The organism is Enterobacter wuhouensis (genome assembly GCF_035835995.1).
Classification (GTDB): domain Bacteria; phylum Pseudomonadota; class Gammaproteobacteria; order Enterobacterales; family Enterobacteriaceae; genus Enterobacter; species Enterobacter wuhouensis.
The window spans coordinates 3,894,599-3,919,619 of sequence record NZ_CP142124.1; the positions used below are offsets into that span (position 1 = coordinate 3,894,599).

At 49.9% G+C, this 25,021-nt stretch carries 18 protein-coding genes and 3 pseudogenes; 17 read left to right on the forward strand and 4 right to left on the reverse strand.

Annotated features, from left to right (window positions below):
* The first annotated feature begins 153 nt into the window (after positions 1–153).
* Entirely contained in the window at positions 154–8,736 is an 8,583-nt protein-coding gene (locus tag VPX56_RS18520) for a GH36-type glycosyl hydrolase domain-containing protein (RefSeq protein ID WP_232927828.1), read from the forward strand.
* Positions 8,737–8,755: 19 nt separating this feature from the next.
* On the opposite strand, the gene VPX56_RS18525 is transcribed toward VPX56_RS18520, so the two are convergent.
* A complete protein-coding gene (locus VPX56_RS18525; RefSeq protein ID WP_001446196.1) occupies positions 8,756–8,989 on the reverse strand; it encodes a hypothetical protein in 234 nt (77 codons plus the stop codon).
* A gap of 153 nt (positions 8,990–9,142) precedes the next feature.
* Here VPX56_RS18525 and VPX56_RS23050 point away from each other — a divergent pair, with 153 nt between their 5' ends.
* Both VPX56_RS23050 and lpxP read left to right on the forward strand, forming a co-directional pair.
* On the forward strand, positions 9,143–9,319 hold the full coding sequence (locus VPX56_RS23050; RefSeq protein ID WP_213076229.1) for a YnfU family zinc-binding protein: 177 nt from the start codon (positions 9,143–9,145) through the stop codon (positions 9,317–9,319).
* Positions 9,320–9,874: 555 nt separating this feature from the next.
* Positions 9,875–10,783: a kdo(2)-lipid IV(A) palmitoleoyltransferase gene (gene lpxP, locus VPX56_RS18530; protein WP_326468193.1), complete on the forward strand. Its 909-nt coding sequence runs from the start codon at positions 9,875–9,877 to the stop codon at positions 10,781–10,783.
* A gap of 306 nt (positions 10,784–11,089) precedes the next feature.
* On the opposite strand, the gene VPX56_RS18535 is transcribed toward lpxP, so the two are convergent.
* Entirely contained in the window at positions 11,090–12,298 is a 1,209-nt protein-coding gene (locus VPX56_RS18535) for a hypothetical protein (protein WP_094917357.1), read from the reverse strand.
* 647 nt (positions 12,299–12,945) lie between these two features.
* Between VPX56_RS18535 and VPX56_RS18540 the strand changes: the two genes are divergently transcribed.
* From VPX56_RS18540 to VPX56_RS18555, 4 genes are all read left to right on the forward strand, one after another.
* A complete protein-coding gene (locus tag VPX56_RS18540) occupies positions 12,946–13,533 on the forward strand; it encodes a YagK/YfjJ domain-containing protein (protein WP_094917359.1) in 588 nt (195 codons plus the stop codon).
* Positions 13,534–13,617: 84 nt separating this feature from the next.
* Positions 13,618–13,824 carry a helix-turn-helix transcriptional regulator gene (locus tag VPX56_RS18545; RefSeq protein ID WP_094917361.1) on the forward strand — a complete coding sequence of 69 codons (207 nt, stop codon included), beginning with the start codon at positions 13,618–13,620 and terminating at the stop codon, positions 13,822–13,824.
* A 118-nt stretch (positions 13,825–13,942) separates the two neighbouring features.
* Positions 13,943–14,371, forward strand: a complete 429-nt coding sequence (locus tag VPX56_RS18550; protein ID WP_100051019.1) for a putative zinc ribbon protein — start codon at positions 13,943–13,945, stop codon at positions 14,369–14,371.
* Positions 14,359–14,778, forward strand: coding sequence for a putative zinc ribbon protein (locus VPX56_RS18555; RefSeq protein WP_196520885.1), 420 nt, complete (start codon positions 14,359–14,361; stop codon positions 14,776–14,778). The genes VPX56_RS18550 and VPX56_RS18555 overlap by 13 nt, the downstream gene beginning before the upstream one ends.
* Positions 14,779–14,945: 167 nt before the next feature.
* Here the strand turns inward: VPX56_RS18555 and VPX56_RS18560 are convergent, their stop codons facing one another.
* Entirely contained in the window at positions 14,946–15,554 is a 609-nt protein-coding gene (locus VPX56_RS18560; RefSeq protein ID WP_100051021.1) for a DUF1062 domain-containing protein, read from the reverse strand.
* Positions 15,555–15,854: 300 nt separating this feature from the next.
* Between VPX56_RS18560 and VPX56_RS18565 the strand changes: the two are divergent.
* Positions 15,855–16,081, forward strand: a pseudogene (locus VPX56_RS18565) (hypothetical protein).
* A gap of 46 nt (positions 16,082–16,127) precedes the next feature.
* Here the strand turns inward: VPX56_RS18565 and VPX56_RS18570 are convergent.
* On the reverse strand, positions 16,128–16,937 hold the full coding sequence (locus VPX56_RS18570) for a MerR family transcriptional regulator (protein ID WP_326468200.1): 810 nt from the start codon (positions 16,935–16,937) through the stop codon (positions 16,128–16,130).
* An 866-nt stretch (positions 16,938–17,803) separates the two neighbouring features.
* Between VPX56_RS18570 and VPX56_RS18575 the strand changes: the two are divergent.
* From VPX56_RS18575 to VPX56_RS18615, 9 genes and pseudogenes are all read left to right on the forward strand, one after another.
* Positions 17,804–18,238: pseudogene (locus VPX56_RS18575) on the forward strand (VOC family protein).
* A gap of 60 nt (positions 18,239–18,298) precedes the next feature.
* Entirely contained in the window at positions 18,299–19,117 is an 819-nt protein-coding gene (locus tag VPX56_RS18580; protein ID WP_100051023.1) for a GNAT family N-acetyltransferase, read from the forward strand.
* A gap of 40 nt (positions 19,118–19,157) precedes the next feature.
* Positions 19,158–19,730 carry a DUF1349 domain-containing protein gene (locus tag VPX56_RS18585; RefSeq protein ID WP_326472114.1) on the forward strand — a complete coding sequence of 191 codons (573 nt, stop codon included), beginning with the start codon at positions 19,158–19,160 and terminating at the stop codon, positions 19,728–19,730.
* Positions 19,731–19,769: 39 nt separating this feature from the next.
* A complete protein-coding gene (locus tag VPX56_RS18590; protein ID WP_100051024.1) occupies positions 19,770–21,026 on the forward strand; it encodes a multidrug efflux MFS transporter MdtM in 1,257 nt (418 codons plus the stop codon).
* Positions 21,027–21,039: 13 nt separating this feature from the next.
* Positions 21,040–21,432 (forward strand): VOC family protein, encoded by a 393-nt coding sequence (locus tag VPX56_RS18595; protein ID WP_326468204.1) that lies wholly within the window; start codon positions 21,040–21,042, stop codon positions 21,430–21,432.
* A 310-nt stretch (positions 21,433–21,742) separates the two neighbouring features.
* The gene (locus VPX56_RS18600) at positions 21,743–22,000 is read left to right on the forward strand and encodes a YjhX family toxin (protein ID WP_060175518.1); all 258 of its coding nucleotides are present in this window, start codon (positions 21,743–21,745) and stop codon (positions 21,998–22,000) included.
* 7 nt (positions 22,001–22,007) lie between these two features.
* On the forward strand, positions 22,008–23,648 hold the full coding sequence (locus tag VPX56_RS18605) for a class I SAM-dependent methyltransferase (protein ID WP_326468207.1): 1,641 nt from the start codon (positions 22,008–22,010) through the stop codon (positions 23,646–23,648).
* A 169-nt stretch (positions 23,649–23,817) separates the two neighbouring features.
* Positions 23,818–24,027: a zinc ribbon domain-containing protein gene (locus VPX56_RS18610; RefSeq protein WP_234625480.1), complete on the forward strand. Its 210-nt coding sequence runs from the start codon at positions 23,818–23,820 to the stop codon at positions 24,025–24,027.
* Positions 24,028–24,091: 64 nt separating this feature from the next.
* Positions 24,092–24,484: pseudogene (locus tag VPX56_RS18615) on the forward strand (VOC family protein).
* Positions 24,485–25,021: the final 537 nt, after the last annotated feature.

Genomic DNA, 25,021 nt, shown 5'->3' on the forward strand with positions numbered 1-25,021 from the left:
CGACCAAAACCGCAGAACAGAGCTCATGTCCTATACTTATGTTAGATTCCGGCAGCTGTTAAATCCCTGATGCCTGACGCCCATCCTGAGAGAACGTTTCTGAACTGATTTCTCAACTGCTCCTGCGCGCTAACGTCGCATCAGAGCAATGCTATGAAAATGATCCCCAGAGCGTGGTTTAACCGCTCCCGTATTCTGATGAATGCTGCCGAAAACATAACGTTTTCGGCGAACGATCCTGCCGGTGAAAGCTCGCCGCGGTCAGAACTCTTTTCGACCGTCCAGATGGAACGCTACGGCCAGAAGCTGGCGCGGACTCATAAAGTATCACCGGATAGGCATCCTTATTATCTTCTGAAACGGCTTGGCGACAATGAGGCCGTCATTACCCAAAACTGCTATGAGCTTAACGCGGGTAAAAAGACCAGTATCATGCCCGCCGGTGAATGGCTGCTGGACAATTATTATCTGATTGAGGAACAAATCCGCACTGTCCGCCAGCATCTGCCGAAAAGCTTTGGCAAAGGTCTTCCGTCGCTTGTATCGCCGTTGAATTGCCCACGAATTTATCATATTGCATCAGAGGCCATTGCTCACGGCGATGGCCGCTGGGATGCCGCCAGCCTGACCAGCTATCTCACTGCCTATCAACAGGTGACGCCGCTGACGCTGGGTGAAGTCTGGGCGTTACCGGGAATGCTGCGCCTTGCGCTGATTGAAAATCTTCGTCGTATCAGTATGGAAGTGATAAAAGCGCAGCAGGACAGAAACCTTGCTGATACGTGGATAACAAGGATTGTCGAATGCGCAGAGAGTGCGCCTGGTGATTTAATCATGGTGGTTGCCGATATGGCGCGCTCCCGACCTCCGTTAACCAGTGCGTTTGTCGCAGAGCTGGTGCGGCGCCTGCAGGGGCATGGCAACGCGCTGTCGTTACCTCTGACCTGGGTTGATCAGTGCCTTCGGGAACAGGGGATCACCACTGACGTTCTCATACATAGTTTCAATCAGCAGCTTGCCGCCAGCCAGCTGTCCGTCAGTAACAGCATCGCGGGCCTGCGTTTATTGAGTGAAACGGACTGGGCTGATTTCGCCGAAACGATAAGCGTTGTCGAACAGGCATTACGCAATGATCCTGCCGGCATCTATCCCCGGATGCACTTCAATACCCGGGATCATTACCGGCACGTAGTTGAGGTTCTGGCCAGGGACAGCGGTCTCAGCGAGCCTGAGGTTGCTGAGAAGGTGCTGGCGCTTTCAGAGGAAAAAGCGCCCGATACACCGGAACATCATGTTGGTTATTATCTTGCGGGCGAAGGTCGACAGGCGCTGGATATTCATCTCCTGGCAGACGCCTCAAGGCTCATACGCTTGCGGCACAGTTTCAACAGAATAACCCTGCTGTCATGGCTTGGAAGCCTGGCGTTGCTGACAACCGCAGCGACCGCAGCAATATTGCACGAAACCGCCATGCAGGGCGCAGACTGGCTATTGATCGCGGTGATATTACCTCTGATTATCGCATTAACTCAGTTAATGAGCGATTTGCTCAGTGATGCAACCACCCGTTTTCGCGTTCCTCGACCCTTGCCGGGGATGGATTTTTCAGCCGGTATTCCCGCTGAAAGTGCCACCATGTTAGTCATTCCCTGCATGTTGACCAGCCACGAAAGTTTCAGCCAGCTCCTCACCAGTCTTGAAGTCTGCTGGTTGGGGAATGAAAACGAAAATCTCAGGTTCGCGCTGCTCACTGATTTTGCTGATTCTGAAAATGAACCCTCGCCGGAAAGTCACGCGCTGCTCAGACAGGCTATCGCCGATACGCAGGCGCTTAATCGCCGCTACCCCTCCGGCCGACCACGTTTTTATCTGTTACATCGCCAGCCTGAATGGAACCCCTCGGAAGGAGCGTGGATGGGCTATGAACGCAAGCGGGGAAAACTGGCGTTACTGAACAGCTGGTTGCGCCATCCCGGAACGCAATTCGTCAGCGTTGCAGAGATGCCTGCCCACCTTTTACCGGGTCACATAAAATACGTCATTACCCTGGACAGCGATACGGTGCTCCCGCGCGATACGGCACACAAACTCGTCGCGACGATGGCGCATCCGCTGAATACGCCTGAGTATGATCCGGTACGCCAGAGGGTTGTCAAAGGATTCGGTATTTTACAGCCCGGTCTTGCGGAGGAGATACCACGCAACGGTCAGGGGCGTTACGCAGCCCTGCGCAGCAGCGTACCGGGCAATAACCCTTATTCGATGATGTCTTCGGATATTTATCAGGATCTCTTTGGGGAAGGCTCGTTTGTGGGCAAAGGGATTTACGATGTTGATATTTTTATGCAGGCCACTACCAACATCTGCCCGGAAAATCTGGTACTCAGCCACGATCTGCTTGAAGGATGCTATGCACGTTCGGGTCTGCTGAGCGAGGTGTTACTGTACGAACAGTACCCTAATAATTATCTGTCGGATGTTGCACGACGTTCACGCTGGATCCGGGGTGACTGGCAACTGCTTAACTGGCTAAAACCACGCGTCAGAAAAGCCGATGGAACCCGGGTCAGGAATCCGCTGACCGCGCTTTCTTACTGGAAATTACTCGATAATCTACGTCGCAGTCTGGTCGCCCCCTCTTTACTGATATTGCTGTTCTTCACTCTGCTTTGGGTACCCAATCCGGTTTACTGGCTGGGCATACTGTTGCTGATATGGCTGTTGCCAGCCATCCTCTGCATCAGCCATGACCTTCTGCATAAACCTCTGCGTCGCCGCGTGAAGCCGCATCTGTTACTGGTGGGGGCGGGCGCGCTGAAGCGTTTGTCAGGTATCAGCCTTAATTTTGCGATACTGCCGCACGAAGCCGGATATTCGTTGAAAGCGATCGCCGTGACGCTATGGCGACTGGGGATAAGCAGGCGTCACCTCAGCCAGTGGGTCAGCCACAGCCAGGACAGCAGTCAGGCCAGACCCACTGTTGCACGTTTTTATCAGGCGATGTGGCTGAACGTTGCCGGTGGCGTGGCGCTGACAATACTGACCGGACAATTTGCCCCACAGCTGCTGGGGATTGCGTTACCGATCGGTTTGGTATGGTGTGTGGCACCGCTGCTGATGAGCTGGCTGAGTCGCCAGCCCGTGCGTAAGGTTTTTTCGCCTAATCAGGAACAAAAACAGCTGTTACGCCAGACAAGCCGTGAAATCTGGGCTTTTTTTGAAACATTTGCCACAGCAAAAGAGAACTGGCTTCCGCCTGATAATTATCAGGAAATACCACAACCGACGGTGGCACACCGAACTTCTCCTACCAATATTGGTCTTTCACTTATGGCTAACCTGACGGCATGGGACTTTGGCTACCTGCCTGGCGGAGAGGTGCTCCGGCGCGTGTCGCTCACGCTCGACACGATGGATAAAATGGAGCACTACCGGGGCCATCTCTACAACTGGTATGACACCCGTACGCTGGTCCCCCTAAGTCCACGCTATATCTCCAGCGTCGACAGCGGCAATATGGCCGGGCATTTATTGACCCTGCGTGCAGGCCTGTCCGCCATGCGTCATCAGCCTGTTTTAAGCAACCAACAGATACTGGCAGGACTGAACGATACGCTGGATATTCTGGAAAAACAGTGGGGTAAGAACCCACCTGACAGCCTGAGACTGCTGCGCAAGCATTGCCTGAACGCGGTGTCGCTCTCTCCGCAGGCGCTTTTCAGCGAACTGAAAAGCATGCGCACCCAGTGCAACCATCTGACCAGCGCATGTCATCAGGGATCTCCTCTTCAGATGCGCTGGGCTGGATATCTGGAGCATCAACTGGTTCAGCTTTGCCATGAGTGGTCTCTGTTGCTTGGCTGGTTGCCTGCATCCTGGAATGAACAGACGCTGCCGACGCTGAGCGAGCTTGCCCGTCCGACATTAACCGGTACAGGAACGCCTCCGGCGTCAGTGGCGGAGCAGGCCCGAATGCGACTCAATATTATCACCGAGCTGGAACAGCGGCTGGATGAGCATGCCCGGATGGATTTCGCCTTTCTGTACAGTGAAGCAACCAGTCTGCTCAGCGTCGGTTATAACTGTGACACCAATATGCCTGACAAAAGCCACTACGATCTCCTGCCGTCTGAAATCCGCCTGACCAGTTTTCTTGCCATTGCGACTAATCAGCTGCCTCTTAAAAGCTGGTACGCGCTGGGTCGATTGTTTACCACGATTGATAATGAAACTGCCCTGATGTCATGGAGCGGATCCATGTTTGAATATCTGATGCCGAATCTGGTGATGCCCACCTGGCCCGGCAGCCTGCTCGATGAAATGAGTCAGTCGGCGGTTATGCGCCAGATTAACTGGGGGAAAGAACGCGGGGTACCATGGGGTGTTTCAGAGTCTGGCTATCATGCTTTTGATGTTCAGCATAATTATCAGTATCAGGCATTTGGCGTACCGGGGCTCGGTCTACGCAGGGGACTTGCCGATGACATGGTTGTTGCTCCTTACGCCACGCTGCTGGCGCTGATGGTTTCCCCACAGAGAGCCTGTGAGAACCTGTTCAGGCTGCAAAAAAATGGTGCACGCGGAGAATACGGTTTTTATGAAGCGCTGGACTATACCCCCTCACGTCTTGCAACCGGTCAGCTCTATGCGGTGGTACAGTCCTGGATGGCGCATCACCAGGGTATGGCATTTCAGGCGCTGGCTCATGTGCTGCTTGACGCCCCCATGACTGAACGCTTTATGTCCAGCACGGTATTCCGGTCAGCGAGTCTGCTGTTACAGGAGCGCGTGCCGGATGCGGTCGATCTGTACAGTCCGCGCCGTCATTTTGAATCTCATGAGGGCATGGTCAAACCCGTTCGCTATGAACCCCGTATTTTCTATAGCGTGGATACCCCCTCCCCGGATATTCAACTCCTGTCCAACGGCCATTATCATCTGATGTTGACCGCGGGCGGCGGTGGTTACAGTCGCTGGAATGATATTGCACTAACGCGCTGGCGCAGTGATACCACCTGTGATAACTGGGGAGCATTCTGCTACATCCGCGATACCCAGACGGGAGATGTGTGGAGCAATACCTGGCAACCAACAGGCTACACCAGCGGACAAGACGAGGAAGTGTTGTTCACCGATGCGGGGGCAGAATTCAGACGCAGCTTAGGGGGACTCAGCGTCAAAACTCAGGTGGTGATCTCTCCGGAGGATGATGTTGAATTGCGACGGCTCACACTGATTCATCGTGGTCGTAAGCCTCGCTCTCTGGAGCTGACAACCTATGCTGAAGTGGTACTGGCACCTGATGCCAGCGATCTGGCACACCCGGCATTCAGCAATTTGTTTATTCAGACTGAGCTGGCTCCAGAGCGTGACGCTATTCTTTGCCACCGGCGCCCGCGCTCACCGGATGAACCGGGCCCTTGCCTGTTTCACATGATGGTGGTGCACGGCGATAACCGACATAACGTGTCGTTTGAAACGGACAGGGCAAGGTTTATTGGACGTGGCAGAAACCCTGCGAATGCACAGGCAATAGAGACGGGAGGGATGCTAGGCAACACGTCGGGCTCGGTGCTGGATCCGATACTGGCAATTCGCAACGCCATCATTCTGCAGCCAGGGCAGCCGGTTACGATTGATATCATTTATGGCATCAGCGAGACCCGTCAGCAGAGCCTGGCGTTGCTGGAGAAATATCGCGATTACCCTATCGCCGATCGCGTCTTTGAACTGGCCTGGTCTCACAGTCTGGTGGTATTGCGCCAGATGAACGCCAGTGAAGATGATGCCACGTTGTTCAATAGTCTCGCCAGCGCTGTGCTTTACCCTGTCCAGGAGCTGCGCGCCGAAGGCCAGGCGATAGGCCGCAACCGGCGTGGCCAGTCCGGACTGTGGGGCTGGGCAATTTCAGGGGATCTGCCGATAGTGCTGCTGAGTATAACCAGCGAGGAAAGTATCACCTCAGTGACCACACTGATTCAGGCACACCGTTACTGGAGACAGAAAGGGCTGGATGTTGATTTGGTTATCCTGAATAACAGCCCCGGCGGCTACCAGCAGGGATTACAAAATCAGATTATGGAGTTAATTTATGCCGGGTCTGAAGCCAGTCTGCTGGATAAAAAGGGCGGGCTTTTTGTCCGGAACGGTGAGCATCTCTCCGCTGAGGATAAGTTGCTTTTGATGAGCGTGGCCTGTCTTTATCTTGATGACCGCGCAGGGGGTATTAATGAGCAGCTTAACCAGCGTATTCATACCCTGAAATCGCCGGCAAGGGCATTCATTCCGCGTGCTGTGCGCGAGCGTAATCAACATACGGACTGGAGCCCTGATACCAGTCAGTTATGCCATTTCAATGGGTACGGTGGATTTTCTCAGGATGGGCGGGAGTATCAGATCGTCCTTCGGGAAAATGCGCTTACACCGGCTCCCTGGTCGAACATACTGGCAAATTCTCGTTTTGGCAGTGTGATCTCAGAGGCAGGGCAGGCCTATACCTGGTATGAGAATGCCCATGAATACCGGTTGACGCCGTGGGAGAACGATCCGGTGAGCGATCGCAGCGGCGAGGCATTTTACCTGCGCGATGAAGAGAGCGGGGAGTGCTGGTCGCCGACGGCTTTACCTGTTCGCGGACACGGTGACTACCTGACCCGCCATGGTTTTGGCTACAGCGTTTTTGCCCATCGTGAGAGTGGTATAGACAGCGAGTTGACGGTCCTGGTTGCTGAAGAAGATCCGGTTAAACTGGTGCTCCTGACGCTCAGTAACTCTTCGGGACGGACACGTCAACTTTCCGTCACAGGCTATGTAGAGTGGACGCTCGGAGAAACACGAACGCGCTCAGCCCCTCACATTGTGACACATGTGGCCAGAACGCCCGGTGGCTGCGGGGTGCTTGCGAATAACTTTTATGGTGATAATGGTGGCGGCCGAACTGCATTTTTTGCCGTCAGCGGTAATGATTGTTCTCTGACAGGGGATCGCCGGGAGTTTATTGGCCGTAATGGTTCCCTTCACGCCCCTTCGGCCATGAAACTGCAAAAGCTTTCTGGTAAGACGGGGGCCGGTCTGGATCCCTGCGGAGCGGTGCAATCGGCGGTTACATTAATTGACGGGGACCAGAGGACGTTTATTTTTATCCTCGGCGCAGAGGAGAATGATGTTTGTGCTCAGGAGACGCTGGCCCGCTACATGAACGAGGATACGGTCCGCCAGGAGCTGAACCGGATTCATAATCACTGGCACAATGTTCTCGATAAAATCGTAGTTAACACCCCCGACACGTCCGTAAATTTACTGGTTAATGGTTGGCTGCTGTATCAGACGGTCGCCTGCCGTCTTATGGCCCGGAGTGGCTACTATCAGTCTGGCGGTGCATTTGGTTTTCGCGATCAGCTGCAGGATACGCTGGCTCTGAGCCACGCTGCTCCGGACCGGATGCGTGAACAGATAATACTCTGTGCATCACGGCAGTTTATCGAGGGGGATGTGCAGCACTGGTGGCACCCGCCACACGGCAACGGTGTGCGTACCCGCTGTTCCGATGACTATCTTTGGCTGCCGCTTGCTGTGTGCCACTATGTTGAAACGACGGGGGATATGGATGCACTGGAAATACGCATTCCTTATCTGGAAGGACGCTCGCTTCAGCCTGGTGAAGAGTCTGTCTATGACACGCCGGTCATCAGCGGCACCGAAGAGACACTCTGGTTACACTGCGTCAAAGCTATTCACTATGGACTTCGCTTCGGGGAGCATGGCCTGCCGCTGATGGGGGCTGGTGACTGGAATGACGGGATGAACCGGGTGGGTATCGAAGGCAAAGGTGAAAGCGTCTGGCTGGGCTTCTTCCTGTACGACATTTTGCAGCGGTTTGCAGCGCTGGCGGAGCACAGGCTGGATGAAAGCGTCGCCGCGATGTGCCGTTCACAGGCTCTGCGCCTGCAAAGTAATCTCGAAGCCCACGCCTGGGATGGGGAATGGTACCGGCGCGGGTATTTTGACGATGGTACTCCCCTGGGATCGAAAACCTCACAGGACTGCCGGATTGATGCGATTGCGCAGAGCTGGTCTGTATTGTCCGGCGCCGCGAGCCCGGGACGGTGCGCAAAGGCCATGCAGGCGCTGGATAAGCACCTTGTGGATAACGAAGGAGGGCTGATCAAACTGTTAACGCCTCCTTTCGACGGACACGGTCCAAATCCGGGCTACATACAGGGGTACCTGCCCGGCGTGCGGGAAAACGGAGGGCAGTATACGCATGGCGCCATCTGGGCAGTGATGGCCTTTGCCCGAATGGGGAATGCCGAACGAGCCTGGCAACTCTGGTCAATGCTCAGCCCTATAAATCATACCCTGAATGCGGACTCTGTCGGGATTTATAAAGCTGAGCCTTATGTCATGAGTGCTGATGTCTACAGTGTCGCTCCCCATACCGGACGTGCAGGGTGGAGCTGGTATACCGGTTCCGCAGCCTGGGCCTGGCGTTTACTTACCGAGGGATTACTGGGGATAAAACGTTCCGGCACTGACTTTAGTGTTCATGCCAGGTTACCGGATGAGTGGTCCTCTTTTTCTATGGCATATCAATATGGTGAAAGCCATTATCAGATTAGTGTTTCACGCGGCGATGCAGAATATTGCGTGACGCTGGATGGTGTTCTCCTCCCTGATGACAGAATACCGCTGAAGGATGATGGACAAAACCATACGGTTGAGATCATTCAGAACTGACACTGATCCCGGAGGTGCATTAACGTCTGCCGTTAATGCGCTGATTATCCCTGAGAACATCAATCGCAGTCTGCATGGCGATTTTGTCATCCCGCCTTTTTTGTTTGTCCTGTATGACCTGAAGGTATTCCAGCAAGGTGCGGGTATTAATCGGTCGGCCCTGTTTACCCACAGCCAGCACGGCTTCTCCAAGAATAATTTTCACAGGCGGTAATTGTGCCGGATACCAGTCAAGGGTGTCTTCTGATTTCATCTTAAATTTCTCACGGAAGGGTAGTGTATCATAAATAAGACGTTCAATTTTCAATATCTGATATCCTGATTCAGACACAACTTAACATAACTTATGCCAGTTATTTTTATATTAAAGCGTATAATAATCACTCTATTCCTCAGAGAATTATTTATGTCTTATACAAATGGGCTCAGGTATTTTAAAGAAAGACCGGTTCATGTTGCCTGTCCGGTATGTGCACACAGAGCCGATCAGAAAGCAGGTAAACTAAGAAAAGATGCGGTTCTTGAGTGCCCTGCCTGCGGACTGTTGTTCAGACCTTCAGAATGCTGGTGTATCGGCGGCTGATCAGCTTCTGCCACTTAACGTCAGTGATGTCGGAAAATGACAACATTCCTCCTGTACTGCTGTTGTCGAGGGTATGATAATGAAATCTAAAAAATCTGTTTTTATTGAAGGGCATATCATGTCGAACAGCTGTCACGGACAGGCTGGCCAACCTTTCTGTATTCACAGGGTCAGGTTTAGTAATGGTAAATATGCGATTATTCGGGTGGCATCCGGGATATGTTTCAAACCAGACGAAATTATTCAACGAAACGATTGTGAGTGGTTTTGTAAACTTACCAAAATTCGGCTTCTTTCTTTTGAGTACCTTGATGATGATGAATCAAGAAGACAATTCCTTGAGTATCAATGATAAAACCATGGATTTATAACAGAATAAATTTGCTGGCTTACAATTCACTCCTGGTTCTTTAAATTATTCACCAGCCACTGGAAAATATTTTTTTCCTGAATTTAGATGAATTTAAATCATCTAAAACAAAATGTATCGCTAAAGACGAATTGCCTCATTGTTTTCCTTTTGCGTTATAACCTTCATTAGCATTAAGGAAATTTATGGCACAGACTTTAACTCATAATTTACTTCATCCTCGCCACTGGCTTACCTGGTCTGGTTTGGGTCTGCTGTGGCTTCTCGTTCAACTTCCTTACCCGGTTTTACATATTCTGGGCTCTGGCCTTGGAAAAATATCAAGACCCATTCTGAAACGCCGGGAACGGATTGCGATTAGAAATATCGAACTGTGCTTTCCCGAGATGACACCGTTTGCCCGGAGCCAGATGGTCAATAAAAACTTTGTTTCTCTCGGGCTGGGACTGATGGAAACAGGAATGGCCTGGTTCTGGAGCGATGCGAGAGTCAAAAAATGGTTTGATGTCGAAGGGCTTGAAAACCTGACCGGTGCGACAAGAGGAGTAATGGTTGTCGGGATTCATTTTATGTCCCTTGAGTTGTGTGGAAGAATAATGGGGTTATGCCATCCTATGATGGCAACGTATCGCCCACACAATGATCCATTAATGGAATGGGTACAGACAAAAGGGCGTATGCGTTCAAATAAGGCTATGATTAATCGACGTAATTTATCAGGTTTTGTTCATGCGCTAAAAGCAGGTGAAGCCGTTTGGTTTGCACCAGACCAGGATTATGGGTCTAAAGGAAGCGTTTTTGCACCTTTTTTCTCGGTAAAAAAAGCAGCAACGACGAACGGAACGTATGTTCTTTCAAAACTCGCTGGTGCACCCTTGATCACACTTAGCATGATTCGACGTAGCGATAAACAAGGTTATCACATGTATATCAGCAAGCCGTTGTCAGGCTATCCAGGGGAAGACAAGGTCGCCGCAGCGGCTTATATGAACAAGATCATCGAGCGTGAAATTCTCCGTGCTCCTGAGCAATACCTGTGGATGCATCGCAGGTTCAAAACGCGTCCTGAAGGCGAAATCTCTTTATACAAATGAACAACTCTACTTGTCATGAGCCAGAATCTATCTTTCTTGCCACTGCGTATTTGTAAAAATGCGATAAGGAATTTTCGATCGGATTCATGTTAACGATAGCTTGACTGACAGCCAAGGTTAATCAATTGAACCGGTTCGGATTTGAAGGTCCGTTTTTCGCTCATAGCAGACGTTGAACTATCCAGTAACATGACTGGAATGATACCTGGTGGCTGTTTAAGTTTGCAATTGTGTACCGCCTTTGCCTGAGAAACCATAGCCACTGGTTCATTTTCTGACGTCGATCATCCACCACAAAAAGGATAGCTACGGCTTCTCTTCTTTTAAAATTCCGTACATATGTTCTTCTAAGTTTGAAGGCAGGACATCATTAAATTCGTCGAACATGTAAGGCAACTCGGGAGAGTCCTCTTTATCATGGATATCATTTCCGGGTATAGCTGAAGTTTCAGTGATAGGTAATGCTGTTTTGGATTTCTTCTTCAGGTCTTCTTTTTTGGCTTTTCTGCGTTTCTTCTCGGCTGCGTTGATGTAGGTAAAATCGTCAGAACATGTCAGGGTTCGTGCACCTGGAATAACATTATAGATTTGGGCCTGAAGGCGAAAGAAAGCCAGATAATCTTTGCGGTTGTTTTCGAATTTCCTCTCTTCTGATAAAACCAACGAGATTGGGTCTGAAAATTGACCAACATCGGTTACTCGGTCTGGCCTGCGAATAAATAGCCCACTGTCTTCTGGAACATGTGGCCGGGATGCATCCTTAAAGCAATAATATCCAACCTGCTCACCAGATTTGTTTTCTTTCTTACCCGATTGCACCCATTTCCTGTAAATGTCTAATGAGACTAAGCTGTCGATCCGACTGCCTGGATGCTTTTTGAAAAAGAAATTCACCAGATAGAAAGGCTCAAATCTAGCATTTATCAGTATCACTCGCGAATAACCACAGGCGGCTTTATAAAGCGGATCCGCAATTATTCTTTTCCTCATCAAGGTAAAGCGTCGTTCAAGTTCAGCGAGTTGTAGTCTGAAACGAGAGTCATCTTTTTTAATCCGTATGTTCCGCATGTTCTCCCCTTTATCAAGAGGTAAATAGAAACTCAGAGTCAACATTTCAACCTGACGATGCTTTCTTACAACCTTCCGATAGTTCTCGCTGAGATAAGATAATGCCTTTTCTTTATCAGATATCGCTTTTACAAGCGCATCTCTCCACTTTTTCTCTAACTGTTCGCTGTGAATTGGCTGAGAATCACGAAACTCCATCTTCGGTCTTCTAAACTCTTGACCATCGCTGGTCGCCTGACTCAGATAAAGTTTGTCCAGCATGTCGAACATCCTGAAGCTAGCTTTGGACTTTTCATCCTTATCTGGCCTTTCATTCTCCTCAAGGCGCTCGAACCCAACAAAGAAATATTGATGGCTGATTTCTCCCCACCTTTGGTTAGGACTCTCATAGGCCAGGGCTTCCCGGCGTAAGTCAAACACTCTAAAGTCATCCTTCAGGTCTGCCATCCCTCTATCCTCCCAACTCGCTGCAACATTGAAATTGTCACTCGTCCGAATACACAATTTTTCATACTTCAACTGTACGAATTCTGACGTTTATCATGTTTGTTTTTTAGTATGAAACCTCTCGATTTTAATACAATAAATCGTCGTCTTTTATGATGTATATCGTCGTTTTTTAATTATTTATCTTACTTGCAGATGCTGTTAATACTGGGTTTGCTGCCCTAAATGCCCTGCAAATCACCTGCTCCGTCTCTTTCTGGTCTATTTGTCACAACAATATAACGAATAAGCGGCTTAGACTCGTCTCTCTTATGCTGCTGAGTTAGATCTGGGGAAGAGTCTGTAGTTGGTAAGGTAATTTAAAAAATCATCTGGTCAAAATTGGCGGAGGTGTCAACAAGGTCAACGCCATGAGATGAGCAAATGCTCCCGCCTTGAAGTGCATGACCATGGGGCCGAAATCAATTAATTAAGGAATGAAATGATATTTTATAGAGAAGCACTTTCGTAACCCTCCCCCCCCATGAGCGATGCCCGAGCACGGCAATCAGCATGGTACCGCGATACTTACCGCTCTCCTGCACCCATTTCAAAACTGACGCCTGTGTCCATTCCCATGACGATTACACTCACATGGAGAATCAGACATGAGCTACCACGACACGACCGATATCAATCTTAGCTACGTTCAGCACACAGCCCTGAGCCGAAAGCTACGACGCCATCAGGACCAGTTATTTGAGCGTTATTCCAAGCTGTTGATGCTACGGGTGGACTTCTCTTACCTTCAGGACAGCGATTCGCATGGTGAGGGAGATATTCATTCGACAGTAGCGGATATCACATTACTGATTCAACGCTGCGGGGATATCAACGGGCTGGTGGGTTACGCATGGGTACTGGAACAAACTGAACAGCATGGTTACCACATCCACGCCGCGTTTTACCTTAACGGTCAGAAGCATCGCCAGGTCTGGACCGTCTTTGAAGCACTCAGGGACACCTGGAATTATGTGACATGGGGAGAAGGACACACACATCGTTGTGAGCCTAAAGAGCATTATCGCGTGAGAGGAGAATGGGTGACCTCTTATGACGATGCCAAGGGCCGCAGAGGTATGCAGTACATCCTGAGCTACCTCAGCAAGCAGGCACAGAAAACCCTGGGGGTTATCTGCCAGTTGAGTGATATTCCTACACCACGGACAGCAGGCAGGCGGCGAAAAGCCAGTTAAAAATTACGCCGGTGCCACATCGTTTGAAGGAGTCTGCGCTCACCATACCTGGCTCCTTCTCCCATTCACTTAAGGAGAAAAACGATGACTACACCTGACTGCCTTCTTACCGACAAATTTGTCGATATGGCGTTTATCACACAACTCACCGGCTTAACGGACAAATGGTTCTACAAACTGATTAAAGACGGTGAATTCCCAAAGCCAATTAAGCTGGGCAGAAGCTCCCGCTGGCTTGAAAGCGAAGTGGAAGCCTGGCTACAGGAACGCATTGATCAGTCCCGCCAGTAATCTATCGAACGCAATCACATCTCCCACCTGATTTAACGCCACCAGTCGTATGACCTGCACTGCTGCCCTCCCCGGGACGGCTTAGCTCTGCCTGTCGTATGGCAAAGGACCCATTACTATGACGATTTACGCCAAATCTTTTATCGGCCTTGACGGCAATCAGCGTCTAACGGGCGCAACCACTGCACAGCTTCACCCTTATGACCGCTACACCTGCCACCTCTGCGGCAGCGCTCTGTTATTCCATCCTGAATGGGGTACTAACCGCCCGTGGTTTGAGCATACACGGGAAGACCTGACCGAGAACGGTCGTCACCATTGCCCGTACGTATGCCCTGAGCCGAAAGAAGCACGGCGGATACGCATGCTGCGCCGTTACGTCCCGGATGTCCTCCCGATAGTACGTAAGGCCGAATGGCACTGTTCGGAGTGCGACAGTGATTACCACGGCGAACGGTACTGCCTGAATTGCCGTACCGGTGATTACAGCCGGGCGCACTCCAGTACAGCAGACCAGACTGCGGAGGTGACGGGATGCGCATACTGAAATGCTTTCTGGCAAACAACATATACAACAAGTATGTCACTGCTAAGGAAGCCGCTGAAGCCTCCAATACCAACGAGCACTGGACATGCGCCAGCTGTGGCTGCAGGCTAATATTACATAAAGGGGATGAGAAAGAAGGCCCTTGGTTTGAGCATATTCAGCACTCGATATCTCACCATAAACTGATGAAGTGCGCCTGGGTGGACCCACTGGAGAAGGAAGCTGCCCGTATTAAAAAATTGCGGCAGATCACTTATGCGATCGATACCTCGACCAGCCCGCCTACCCACTGGTTCTGCGCTCTTTGTAGTGAAGATTACGTCGGTAACAAGCATTGTAAAACATGCCATTCTGGAATTTACAGCGTTGAGCGTACTGCTAGCAAAGCGCTCTTGTTACCTGAGTAGACGAGTAAGTTTAGCCTTCTCCTCTCTTACTTTGTTTGGAGGCCTATCCAGATAGTGGTGATTGATGATTAAAAGCTGAAGCTCACCTTTTTTATTGGTATTTCGTTCACTACTTTGAAAGGCCTCGATATTTATATACCAACAACCTCAAGGTGAGCTTCTTACTTTCATCGTTGTTTCAGAGTGATCCTTCGTCTGGCATACAACGCATCCAGAGATAGTTGGAACTTATAATCCCCAGCCTTCAGCTTTCTCGATTTAAGCATCTTCATCGTAACGCCGCCGATCTGCCCTGCTTCCACCCTTCTCTGAATCTCACCAGCACTCAGCATGAGCTGCTGCTTCAAAATCGACAGCAGACTTACCTGAAATGAACGAGAGATCCTGACACTAACGTGGATCCGCTGGTGGGCGGTGATGCTTAACGGCCAGCGCTCCTGAACGTGAAAATCAGGCCGACCCGATAGCTCGGCGTTGTTCCGCTTCAGCGTCGCAATATCACAGGCAAAATGTTGAACCGTGGCGGCATCGTTGCTCATCAGCCGATGATAAAGCTGGCGGTCAATTTTGCTGACGTGCAGACGAGAAAACAGGGAGATATTCCAGGTGTAATCGCAGTGTGTGCATTTATAGATACTCCATACATCCAGCACCTTCTTTTGCGAATTAACCCGAAATGCACCTGACGGCGTGAAGTCCCGTTTAATTTTGCATGAAGGGCACCGCTTCGCGATGCGCTGATACCCCACAGGCGTGACGGTCCATGTAACTTTCATAACGTACCTTTTTTAACCCATACAAAACCGGATCCGTACTAAACGGACCATGAATGTTTGTGTATGAAAAATATTTAAGAGATATTTTTCAGCGGGTTAAAAAAAGATTTCCAACGTTACAATCCTGTAAATGGTAAACGAGTTAAGTCGAGCCTATCAAAATGGAACTTATCTGGTAAATGAGCTCAATCAATGTTCATAGTGGTTCCGTTCCATCAGGAGCTGTTGATCTGACCCGTTAAAGACCGTGCAGTAAGTTTGTATGTTTAGCAGACAATCAACTGACTGAAGGAGCACATGATGACACAGCACAAGTGGTTTAATCAGGCCTGCGGAATGGCGATGTATTCAACCGATGCACAAAGTGCCAGTGATAAATATTGTGCGTACTGCAGCGACAGCAACGGCAATCTTAAACACTGGTCATAGGCGATACAGGGTTGCCTTGATTGCTGGCAAAAAGTCGGGCACAAAAGCAGGCAAAATGTTACCTGACGGCAATGCCAGCCTGGGAATTTCCAATCTGAATGATTATCAGCAGGTGGCCCTTAACCGGGCCAGCCTGCATTTCTATTAAACTTTCTCTACAGGGAACTGTATTTCAGTCATCCACTCTGCGGAGTCTTGTTTGTTCCAGATGCCGTCGATGTAGCTTTCCCTTGGTGAATTTGTTAACAAGTAACCATTGTCTTCAACCCATTGCATAAGGTAAATGTAAGCATTTCTTAATAAATCATATGGTCCCTTGTGTATTACAGTTACAGCTGTTATGGCAGGGATTACCTGGAAAATAATATTTCCTTCATTTTTACCAAAATCATTAACAGCTTCGCAGAACTCCACATACATATTTTTCTCTTTATACTCTTTATCATGATAAAGAGTGAAACAATAAGCCGGGGTAGTTAAGGTTAAACCTGGATTTGCCTTCATAACCTCTCGTCCTATAGGCGGAATTAATTTGATATAAGAGGAAAAATCAGGAATAATGAAACGCTTGGAGTAAACAATACATTCCGGGATCTCTTTCAAAACAGCTTGATATAACATAATTCTTTCCTTTTTTTTATGTTGCAGATAGTGGTTAATTCGGGAGAGCATATCGTTCATGTCCCGAATTTGTTTCTGTACTTCAAGGCGTCGCCGTTCAATTATGTGGCAGGAATTTTCATCCTGAGTAAGAGTAACTATTTCAGTTATTGTAAATCCAAGCTGACGTAAACTCGCAATCTGATGGAATTTCATTAATTGATCAGAAGTATAAAATCGATAACCATTCTCAGGATTAATATAGGCAGGGACAAGTAAACCGATTTCATTATAGTAATGAAGCGTTTTTATCGTCACACGGCAGATCTTTGAAAACAGCCCTATTTGATACATGTAACTATCTCCCTGAATGAATAAGTGGACCTTACAGTCTTACCTTACAGGAGAGTCAACAGCAAACTGACGCGTCTTACGTTGAGCCATCATTACAGTACTGGTTAATCATGCTTATTAAACCTGAGAATCTCCTGACCGGGATGGGACTGCATTGTGGCTCATCAGAAGGAGTTATCTCTCCAGTTCTCATAAGCACCTATTAATTAGCATTTCTGGATAGTTCCGAATTTGTTATTATTCGAGCGCGCATTATTCGATTAGTATTTTTTAAATAAAAGCTAAACAACCTCTTATTTGATATGGATATACCGTTTTTATCCGTTAACCTGTTCTGGCTAACAAACGAACAGTTCTACAGGAGGACGCTGTCAATTCGGTAGGAAAACGGTTACCCACTTGTGGCTTGTTTTTACCGCCTCGACCGTTACGTTAGCTCCACGGCAATTAACCTTACTCATAAGTGCCTTGGTTGTGGAATGATTCTTTTTTCATTGTTTAGCAGCCTGTGCAGGGGGCTCTTTTTCAGGAGGCAGCATGCCACTCAATAAAATGAAGCGTCATGCCATACTCCACACGCTCTCTATACCTGAACGTAAACTACGCCCCGTAAAATGGCTTGCTCTTATCTCATCCCTGCTCTTTATATTACAACTGGCAATTGAGAGCCTGGTCATAAGCGAATAACGGAATAGCAATTCCTGTACAATGGCCAAATCTGGAATGATTTTCTGATACCTTTCGGGTACAGAGCACAAAATTTAACGTATTTTTTTTCAACAACACAAGCATTACGTAGAGTTGTGCATCTGTTGGGTTTCACAGGTACAGACCTGACTGACAGAATCTGAATAAGGAAATGAACCATGGATAACTATACGTTACATCGTGGCAGACTTATCGACCATATCCAGCTCCTGGTAAACAACTTTGACGCAAGCAAAGCGTTTTACACTGCTGTTCTGGCGGAACTTAAGATCCCCCTGGTTATCACCGATGACGATTATATCTGGGCTGACGAACTTGTCATTTCGTCCGTAAAAAGTTCGGAGTCTTGAGGGGTGCCTACAGGACGGCACCATCTGGCCTTTCAGGCCACAGACCGTGAATCGGTGAACGCGTTTTACCATGCAGCACTAAATCATGGCGGACGTGATAACGGCGCACCTGCCGAACGAACCTATCACCCCGGATACTATGCCGCTTTTGTTCTGGATCCGGACGGTAACAATATCGAAGCTGTTTACCATGGTGAGGGCGATCGCAGTGCCCGCTCTGTAAAAATCAGCTTCACTGCCTGAGAAACAGGGTGCATATTTTCCTCCTGTAGCTCCCGGTAACCGCAATGGAGAGCTTTATCTATGACCGTTATTCCGGTATCAGCCCTTGAATGCAGCATTACGGAGTTGAGCCGTATTCTTGCAGACAGCTTTAATGAATCATTGACACCGTTTGCGTTGCCACCGGAAATATTTGCCTCACGTTTCATTTCCGAAGGACTCAGTCTTGAAGACTCGTTTGTCTGGCTGGTCAATGATAACCCGGCGGCAATAGCCATCGTAACCCGCAGAATGGACAAAGCGCGTCTGGCAGCATTTGGTGTGTTGCCCGAGTACCGGAGCCAGGGACTGGCAAAACAGATGCTTACTCCTCTGTTTACCACCTTAAAAGAGAAAAAGTTATCCAGCGTGAGGCTGGAAGTAATGCGCGAAAATACCCGGGCCATCGCTCTCTATCACGCGCTCGGTTTTCAGGTTCGCCGACATCTGTGCAAATACCGGGGAGATCCACAGTCTCGTCTGGAAATACCTTCAGGGGCTATGGAATCCAAGGCTGTTGATGACTTCCTGCGTACCGTCTGGTCTGCACCAGATGATGATCTTCCCTGGCTGGCCAGTCCCCTGCAGCTCTTGTCTATTCCCTGCGACATCCTCAGGGATAACGAACATGCATGGTGTGCTGTCGCGGAGTTCATGGGACAACCTCAGCTCCGCTGTTTGTTTGTGGAACCGGTGTATCGTTACCAGGGACGGGCTAAAAGAATGCTTCAGAAAATCAATGCCAGATGGCCTGGCATAGGTACATCAGCCGCGATCCCAGAAACGCTGGCACCATTATTTACTGCGGCGGGTTATCAGGCTGAACCGTTATGCCAGTTTGAAATGGAACTGACATTTTAAACTATCGTTATGCTGCATTCCGCATGACAGGAGAACAATGATGAGTTGCAGGTTTGAATGGCTCAATGAGCCCGCCGTATGGTGCTACGAAAATAATGCCCTGTCGGTAATCACAGATGAGCATACTGATTTCTGGTGCCGTACCTGGTACGGGTTTGAGCGTTTTACCGGCCACGTCTACGCTACTGATGTAACAGCTGATTTTACTTTTCAGGTCAGGATCCGTGCAGACTTCACCACACTCTATGACCAGGCCGGAATTATGATTATCTCTGACGAACAGCACTGGCTCAAAGCTGGCATCGAATTTAACGATGGAGCACCTGCAATCGGGAGTGTACTCACGATGAGAAATTCCGACTGGGCTACAGGACTCTTTCCAGGGGATCCGAAGGAATTCTGGCTGCGTCTGACCCGTAAAAAAGATGCGTTACGACTGCAGTACTCCTCAGATGGACAGCACTGGCCATTACTTCGCTTAAGCCATTTCCCTACGGGCCCTGTCAAAACGGGCATCATGTGTTGTACACCTCAGCGCAAGGGGTTGGAGGTAGCATTTCTTGATCTCAGACTGACTCCTGCGATGGATAAGGAACTGCACGATCTAAGTTGATAAATAACCATTCAATAATAAAAAACGGAGAACCCGTTTATGAAGCCATTTTCGGGACGTATTGGCAGGTATGGCAGCGTCCTATTATTTCCACTGGCGATGATCATCTACGATTTTTCAGCCTACCTGACAACGGACCTTATTCAGCCGGGCGTCATTAACATTATAAATGAGTTACAGGCGGATGTTACGCTGGCTCCAGCATCAGTCAGTTTGTATATGGCAGGCGGACTGGCGCTACAGTGGCTCCTGGGGCCACTCTCCGACAGGATTGGCCGCCGCCCGGTCCTGCTCACGGGTGCAATAATCTTTGCCTTAGCCTGCCTGAGCATGCTGTTTGTCACCTCGATCGAACAATACTTCGTCGCCCGCTTTATTCAGGGCACCAGCATCTGTTTTATCTCCACCGTTGGTTATGTATCAATACAGGAGGCCTTTGATGAAAAAGATTCCATCAGGATCATGGCTGCGCTGACCTCCATTGTTCTGCTCGCCCCAATTATCGGGCCGGTGGCCGGCGCTGCGCTGATGGCGTTCATTCACTGGAAACTGCTCTTTGCCATCATCGGTGTGTTTGGTCTGGTAGCATGGTTCTTACTACTGTTCAAAATGCCGGAAACAGTTATATCTCAGGGAAGAGAATTCAAACCGGGTGAAGTGCTGTCAGATTTCATCGCGGCATTTCGCCATCCAGTGGTGCTGACCGGCTCACTGGCAGTCGCTTTTGGTAACCTGCCTATCATCACCTGGGTAGCGCTCTCCCCCGTGATCCTGATTGAGCACGGGGGTATGTCTCCCGGTACCTATGCCTGGACACAGGTGCCCGTGTTTAGTGGGATCATTATCGCCAGTGCGATCGTAGCGAATTTTATCAAAGACCCGACTTCACCGCGTTTTATCTGGGGTACAGTCCCGATACAGCTTGCTGGCTTGCTGGCTTTGCTGGTCGGCAACCTGCTATGGCCACACGTCTGGCTATGGTCAGTACTGGGAACGAGCTTTTATGCCCTGGGTATTGGACTGCTCTATCCGGTGCTGTTTCGCTTAACGCTCTTTTCTCATAACCTGCCAAAAGGCACCGTTTCTGCCACGCTGAATATTCTGGCGCTCGGCATAATTGCCCTTAGCATTGAAATAACCCGCTGGGTTTACTTCCATGCTGGCGGCAGGATTGCTTTCCACGGCGCGGCGCTGCTGGCCGGTATAGCCGTCATCATATCAGTTTCCCGCCTGCTTAAACTGCGTGGGCAGCATCAGAACCAGTCAGAATCACCTGTAGGCTGTCAGAAACAATAAGTAAGGAGGGTTTATGTTTTCTTATGTGATGCTGGGTACTAACGATTTACCACGCGCCATCCGATTCTACGATCCGTTGATGGAATTGCTTGGGCATCCTAAGGCAGGCCGGAATGAACAAGGCGCATCCTGGGGGACGTTCAGCGATAACCATACCATCGGATTGTGCGTCGGCAGGCCCTTTAACCAACAACCAGCGGGCGTTGGTAATGGCACGATGGTGGCGCTGAACGCCCGTTCTATTGAACATATCAGACAGTTGCATGAGCTTGCCTTTAATCTGGGAGGCGCGGATGAAGGTGCGCCGGATCACAGACCGCAATACGGACAAGGATTTCATAGTGCTTATGTACGCGATCCGGATGGCAATAAACTGGCGTTTGTGTATTACGGTTTTGGGAGCTGAAGTGTTCATTTCCCGGCAGACCCTTTACAGCTAAGAATCTCCGTCGATTTAATAAGGGAGTCCTCACTGACCCCTGTCTGGATCACACTTTTCAGCTCAGGATATTCACTTATTAAAACAAGGTGTTATTATTCACCCTGTAAATACCTTTCAACCCAACCCGAGGCTTTGATGCTGGAGAATGTAATCATCCGATAATCAGTTCCCCGACCTTTTCAGGCCGGACTGATTATCAATGCGCCGAAATCGAATGCGGACACCGCTGTGTGTTTGCACATTTTGCACATGATGATTAAACAGGTTTTCCAGTATGAATTTATCCCGTCAGGAACAACGTACCTTACACGTTCTCGCCAAAGGTGGCCATATTGCGCACGTCCGCGATGCGTCTGGCCGCGTCACCGCCGTTGAATGCTACACCCGCGAAGGGCTGTTGCTCACCGACTGCACCCTTGCCACCTTCAAAAAACTCAAAACCAAAAAACTGATCAAGTCCGTCAACGGTCAGCCGTACCGCATCAACACCACCGGGCTGAATAACGTTCGCGCACAGCTTGATAACCGCTAAGGAGAGCATGATGGATATCAGCACCCTTATTTCCTCATCCCGGCACATCCAGCTATCAGCACAGGAAAGTAAAATCCCCTGGGATGAACCGGCTTTCAGCCAGCGCATGCTGGCGAACCATTTGTCGCAGGATCACGACTGGGCCAGCCGCAGGCAGAAGGTCATTGAGCAGCAGGTCGAGTGGATCGCCAGCCAGTTATCCCCTGGCGCACATATCCTCGATCTCGGCTGCGGCCCCGGCTTTTATACCCACGGCCTGGCGGAGCGCGGATTTCACTGCACCGGCGTGGATTTCTCACCGGCATCCGTGAGCTGGGCCCGTCAGCAGGCGCAGAATGCCGGTCTGAACATCGACTATGTCCAGCAGGATATCCGCGCATACTGGCCGGATAAATCGTTCGATTTCATCATGATGACATTCGGGGAACTGAATGTGTTCAGCGCGGCAGATGCGCGCTCACTCGTCAGCCGCTGCGCGCTGTGGCTGGAGCCGGATGGCAGGCTGCTCACTGAAGTCCATACTTTCGACGAAGTTAAACGTCAGGGAATGGCTGAACCGAGCTGGCAACGCTGTCCGGACGGGCTGTTTCTGGGCATCCCTCACCTGCTGCTGACGGAACATGGCTGGGATGAAGAAGCCCAGACCAGCTCAACGCAGTTCTGGGCCATAGAAGCAAACGGTCACACCACCCGTTTCGGCAGCCAGATGACGGCCTGGCGCGATGACGAGTACATCAGCCTGCTCGGTAATGTCGGTTTTACCCTGCTTCCTCCTCCTGAAAGCCACGACTGGCCAGTCAGCGAGACATTTGAAGGAAAGCTGTTTGCTCTGCTGGCCGAAAAAGCAAAAATCTCAGAGGAACTTCCTCTTAATACTCAACGCAATAAAAGGAATTCCACATTGGATATCCCACGTATTTTTACTATCAGTGAAAGCGAACACCGCATCCACAACCCGTTCACCGAAGAGAAGTACGCCACGCTGGGCCGCGTGCTACGCATGAAGCCGGGCATCCGCATTCTTGACCTCGGCAGCGGCTCGGGCGAGATGCTCTGCACCTGGGCCCGGGATCATGGCATTACGGGGACTGGCATCGACATGAGTTCGCTCTTCACCGCGCAGGCTAGACGCCGCGCGGAAGAACTCGGCGTCAGCGAACGCGTACATTTTATTCATAATGATGCGGCGGGTTACGTCGCCAATGAAAAATGTGACGTAGCAGCCTGCGTCGGCGCGACCTGGATTGCCGGAGGCTTTGCCGGGACAGTCGAACTGCTGGCGCAGAGCCTTAAACCGGGCGGGATCATGCTCATCGGTGAACCTTACTGGCGTCAGCTACCCGCGACGGAAGAGATAGCCCAGGCCTGCGGCGTCAGCTCGACAAGCGATTTCCTGACGCTTCCGGGGCTTGTGAGTGCGTTCGATGAACTCGGCTACGACGTGGTGGAAATGGTACTGGCAGACCAGGAAGGCTGGGACCGGTATGAGGCAGCGAAATGGCTGACCATGCGCCGCTGGCTGGAGGCTAATCCTGATGATGACTTCGTAGCGGAAGTCAGGGCCGAGCTAAACATCTCGCCGAAACGCCACGTAACGTACGCGCGGGAATACTTTGGCTGGGGCGTGTTCGCGCTTATTGCCAGATAACAACAGGTTCCCGGTATTTCTGACCGGAAATACCGGGGGCTTCGCCTTTGCTTTGATCTGAGGCATCACCTGCACAATACATACTCAGTATATTTATTAATCAGGATGTCACCATAAGGAGCATCATATGTCACAACATGAACAGTTCTGTCAGGCTTGCGGAATGCCGATGTCGGCACCCGATGCACACAGTGCCAGCGATCAATATTGTGCGTATTGCAGCGACAGCAACGGCAATCTTAAACCCTGGGAAGAGGCGGTATCAGGCCTGGCCAGCTTCCTTGATTCCTGGCAAAAAGTCGGCCCGGAAGAAGCAACAAAACGGGCAAAACGTTATCTGACGGCGATGCCCGCCTGGGCCCATAAAGCAGATGAATGAAAAACAAAGCCTGCGTGATTTAGGCAGGCTATCTTCACTCCCCTGATTCCATAAAGGAGAGCAGATGTTTTCTCACATTATGCCAGGGACCAATGACCTGTCACTCGCCATAAGGTTCTACGATCCGCTGATGGAATTGCTTGGACATCCAAAGTCAGGCCGTAATGAAGAGGGCGCGTCCTGAGGGACGTTCAGCGATAACCATACCATCGGACTCTGCGTTGGCATGCCCTTTGATCGGCAGCCCGCCGGGGTTGGTAATGGCACGATGGTGGCGCTGAACGCCCGTTCTATTGAACATATCAGACAGTTGCATGAGCTTGCCCTTAATCTGGGAGGCGCGGATGAAGGTGCGCCGGATCACAGACCGCAATACGGACAAGGATTTCATAGTGCTTATGTACGCGATCCGGATGGCAATAAGCTGGCGTTTGTATTCTATGCCGATGAGGGTTGAACATCAAACTGACAGTTTTCGTGTTGTGTATGAAAGCGGCGACGCACCGGACATAGTCAGGCGGTAACTCTTGTAGTCGCAGAGACTGGGGCAGGAGAATCATTAAACAGGAAGCCTTATGCAAATAATATCGTCAAGATGCATCATTCGAACATTTCATTCACACGAAATTGATAGTTTTATGGTGTATCGTAATGATGCTGAGTGGATGAAATATCAGGGATTTAAGGGGCTAACAAAAGAGGACTATGAAGCAGAGTTGCTGGGAGTTCTTACACTTGTTCGCGGTATTCAATTGGCCATTGTCAACAAGCTGACGCAGTGTTTTGATTGCAGATGATGTAGCAGCAGGAAGCCTTATTGTTACGTTTGCTCAGTACAAACTTCAGGCTGAGCGGGGATACGATTTAGTATACCGTTCAGATAACCTATATCCATTTAAAATACTAATTCTAAGACAATGACTCTCTGAAGAAATGACCTCAATAGAAGATTGAATGACGACCTAAAAATAGTCCGCTTCTGCTTCTGGCACGA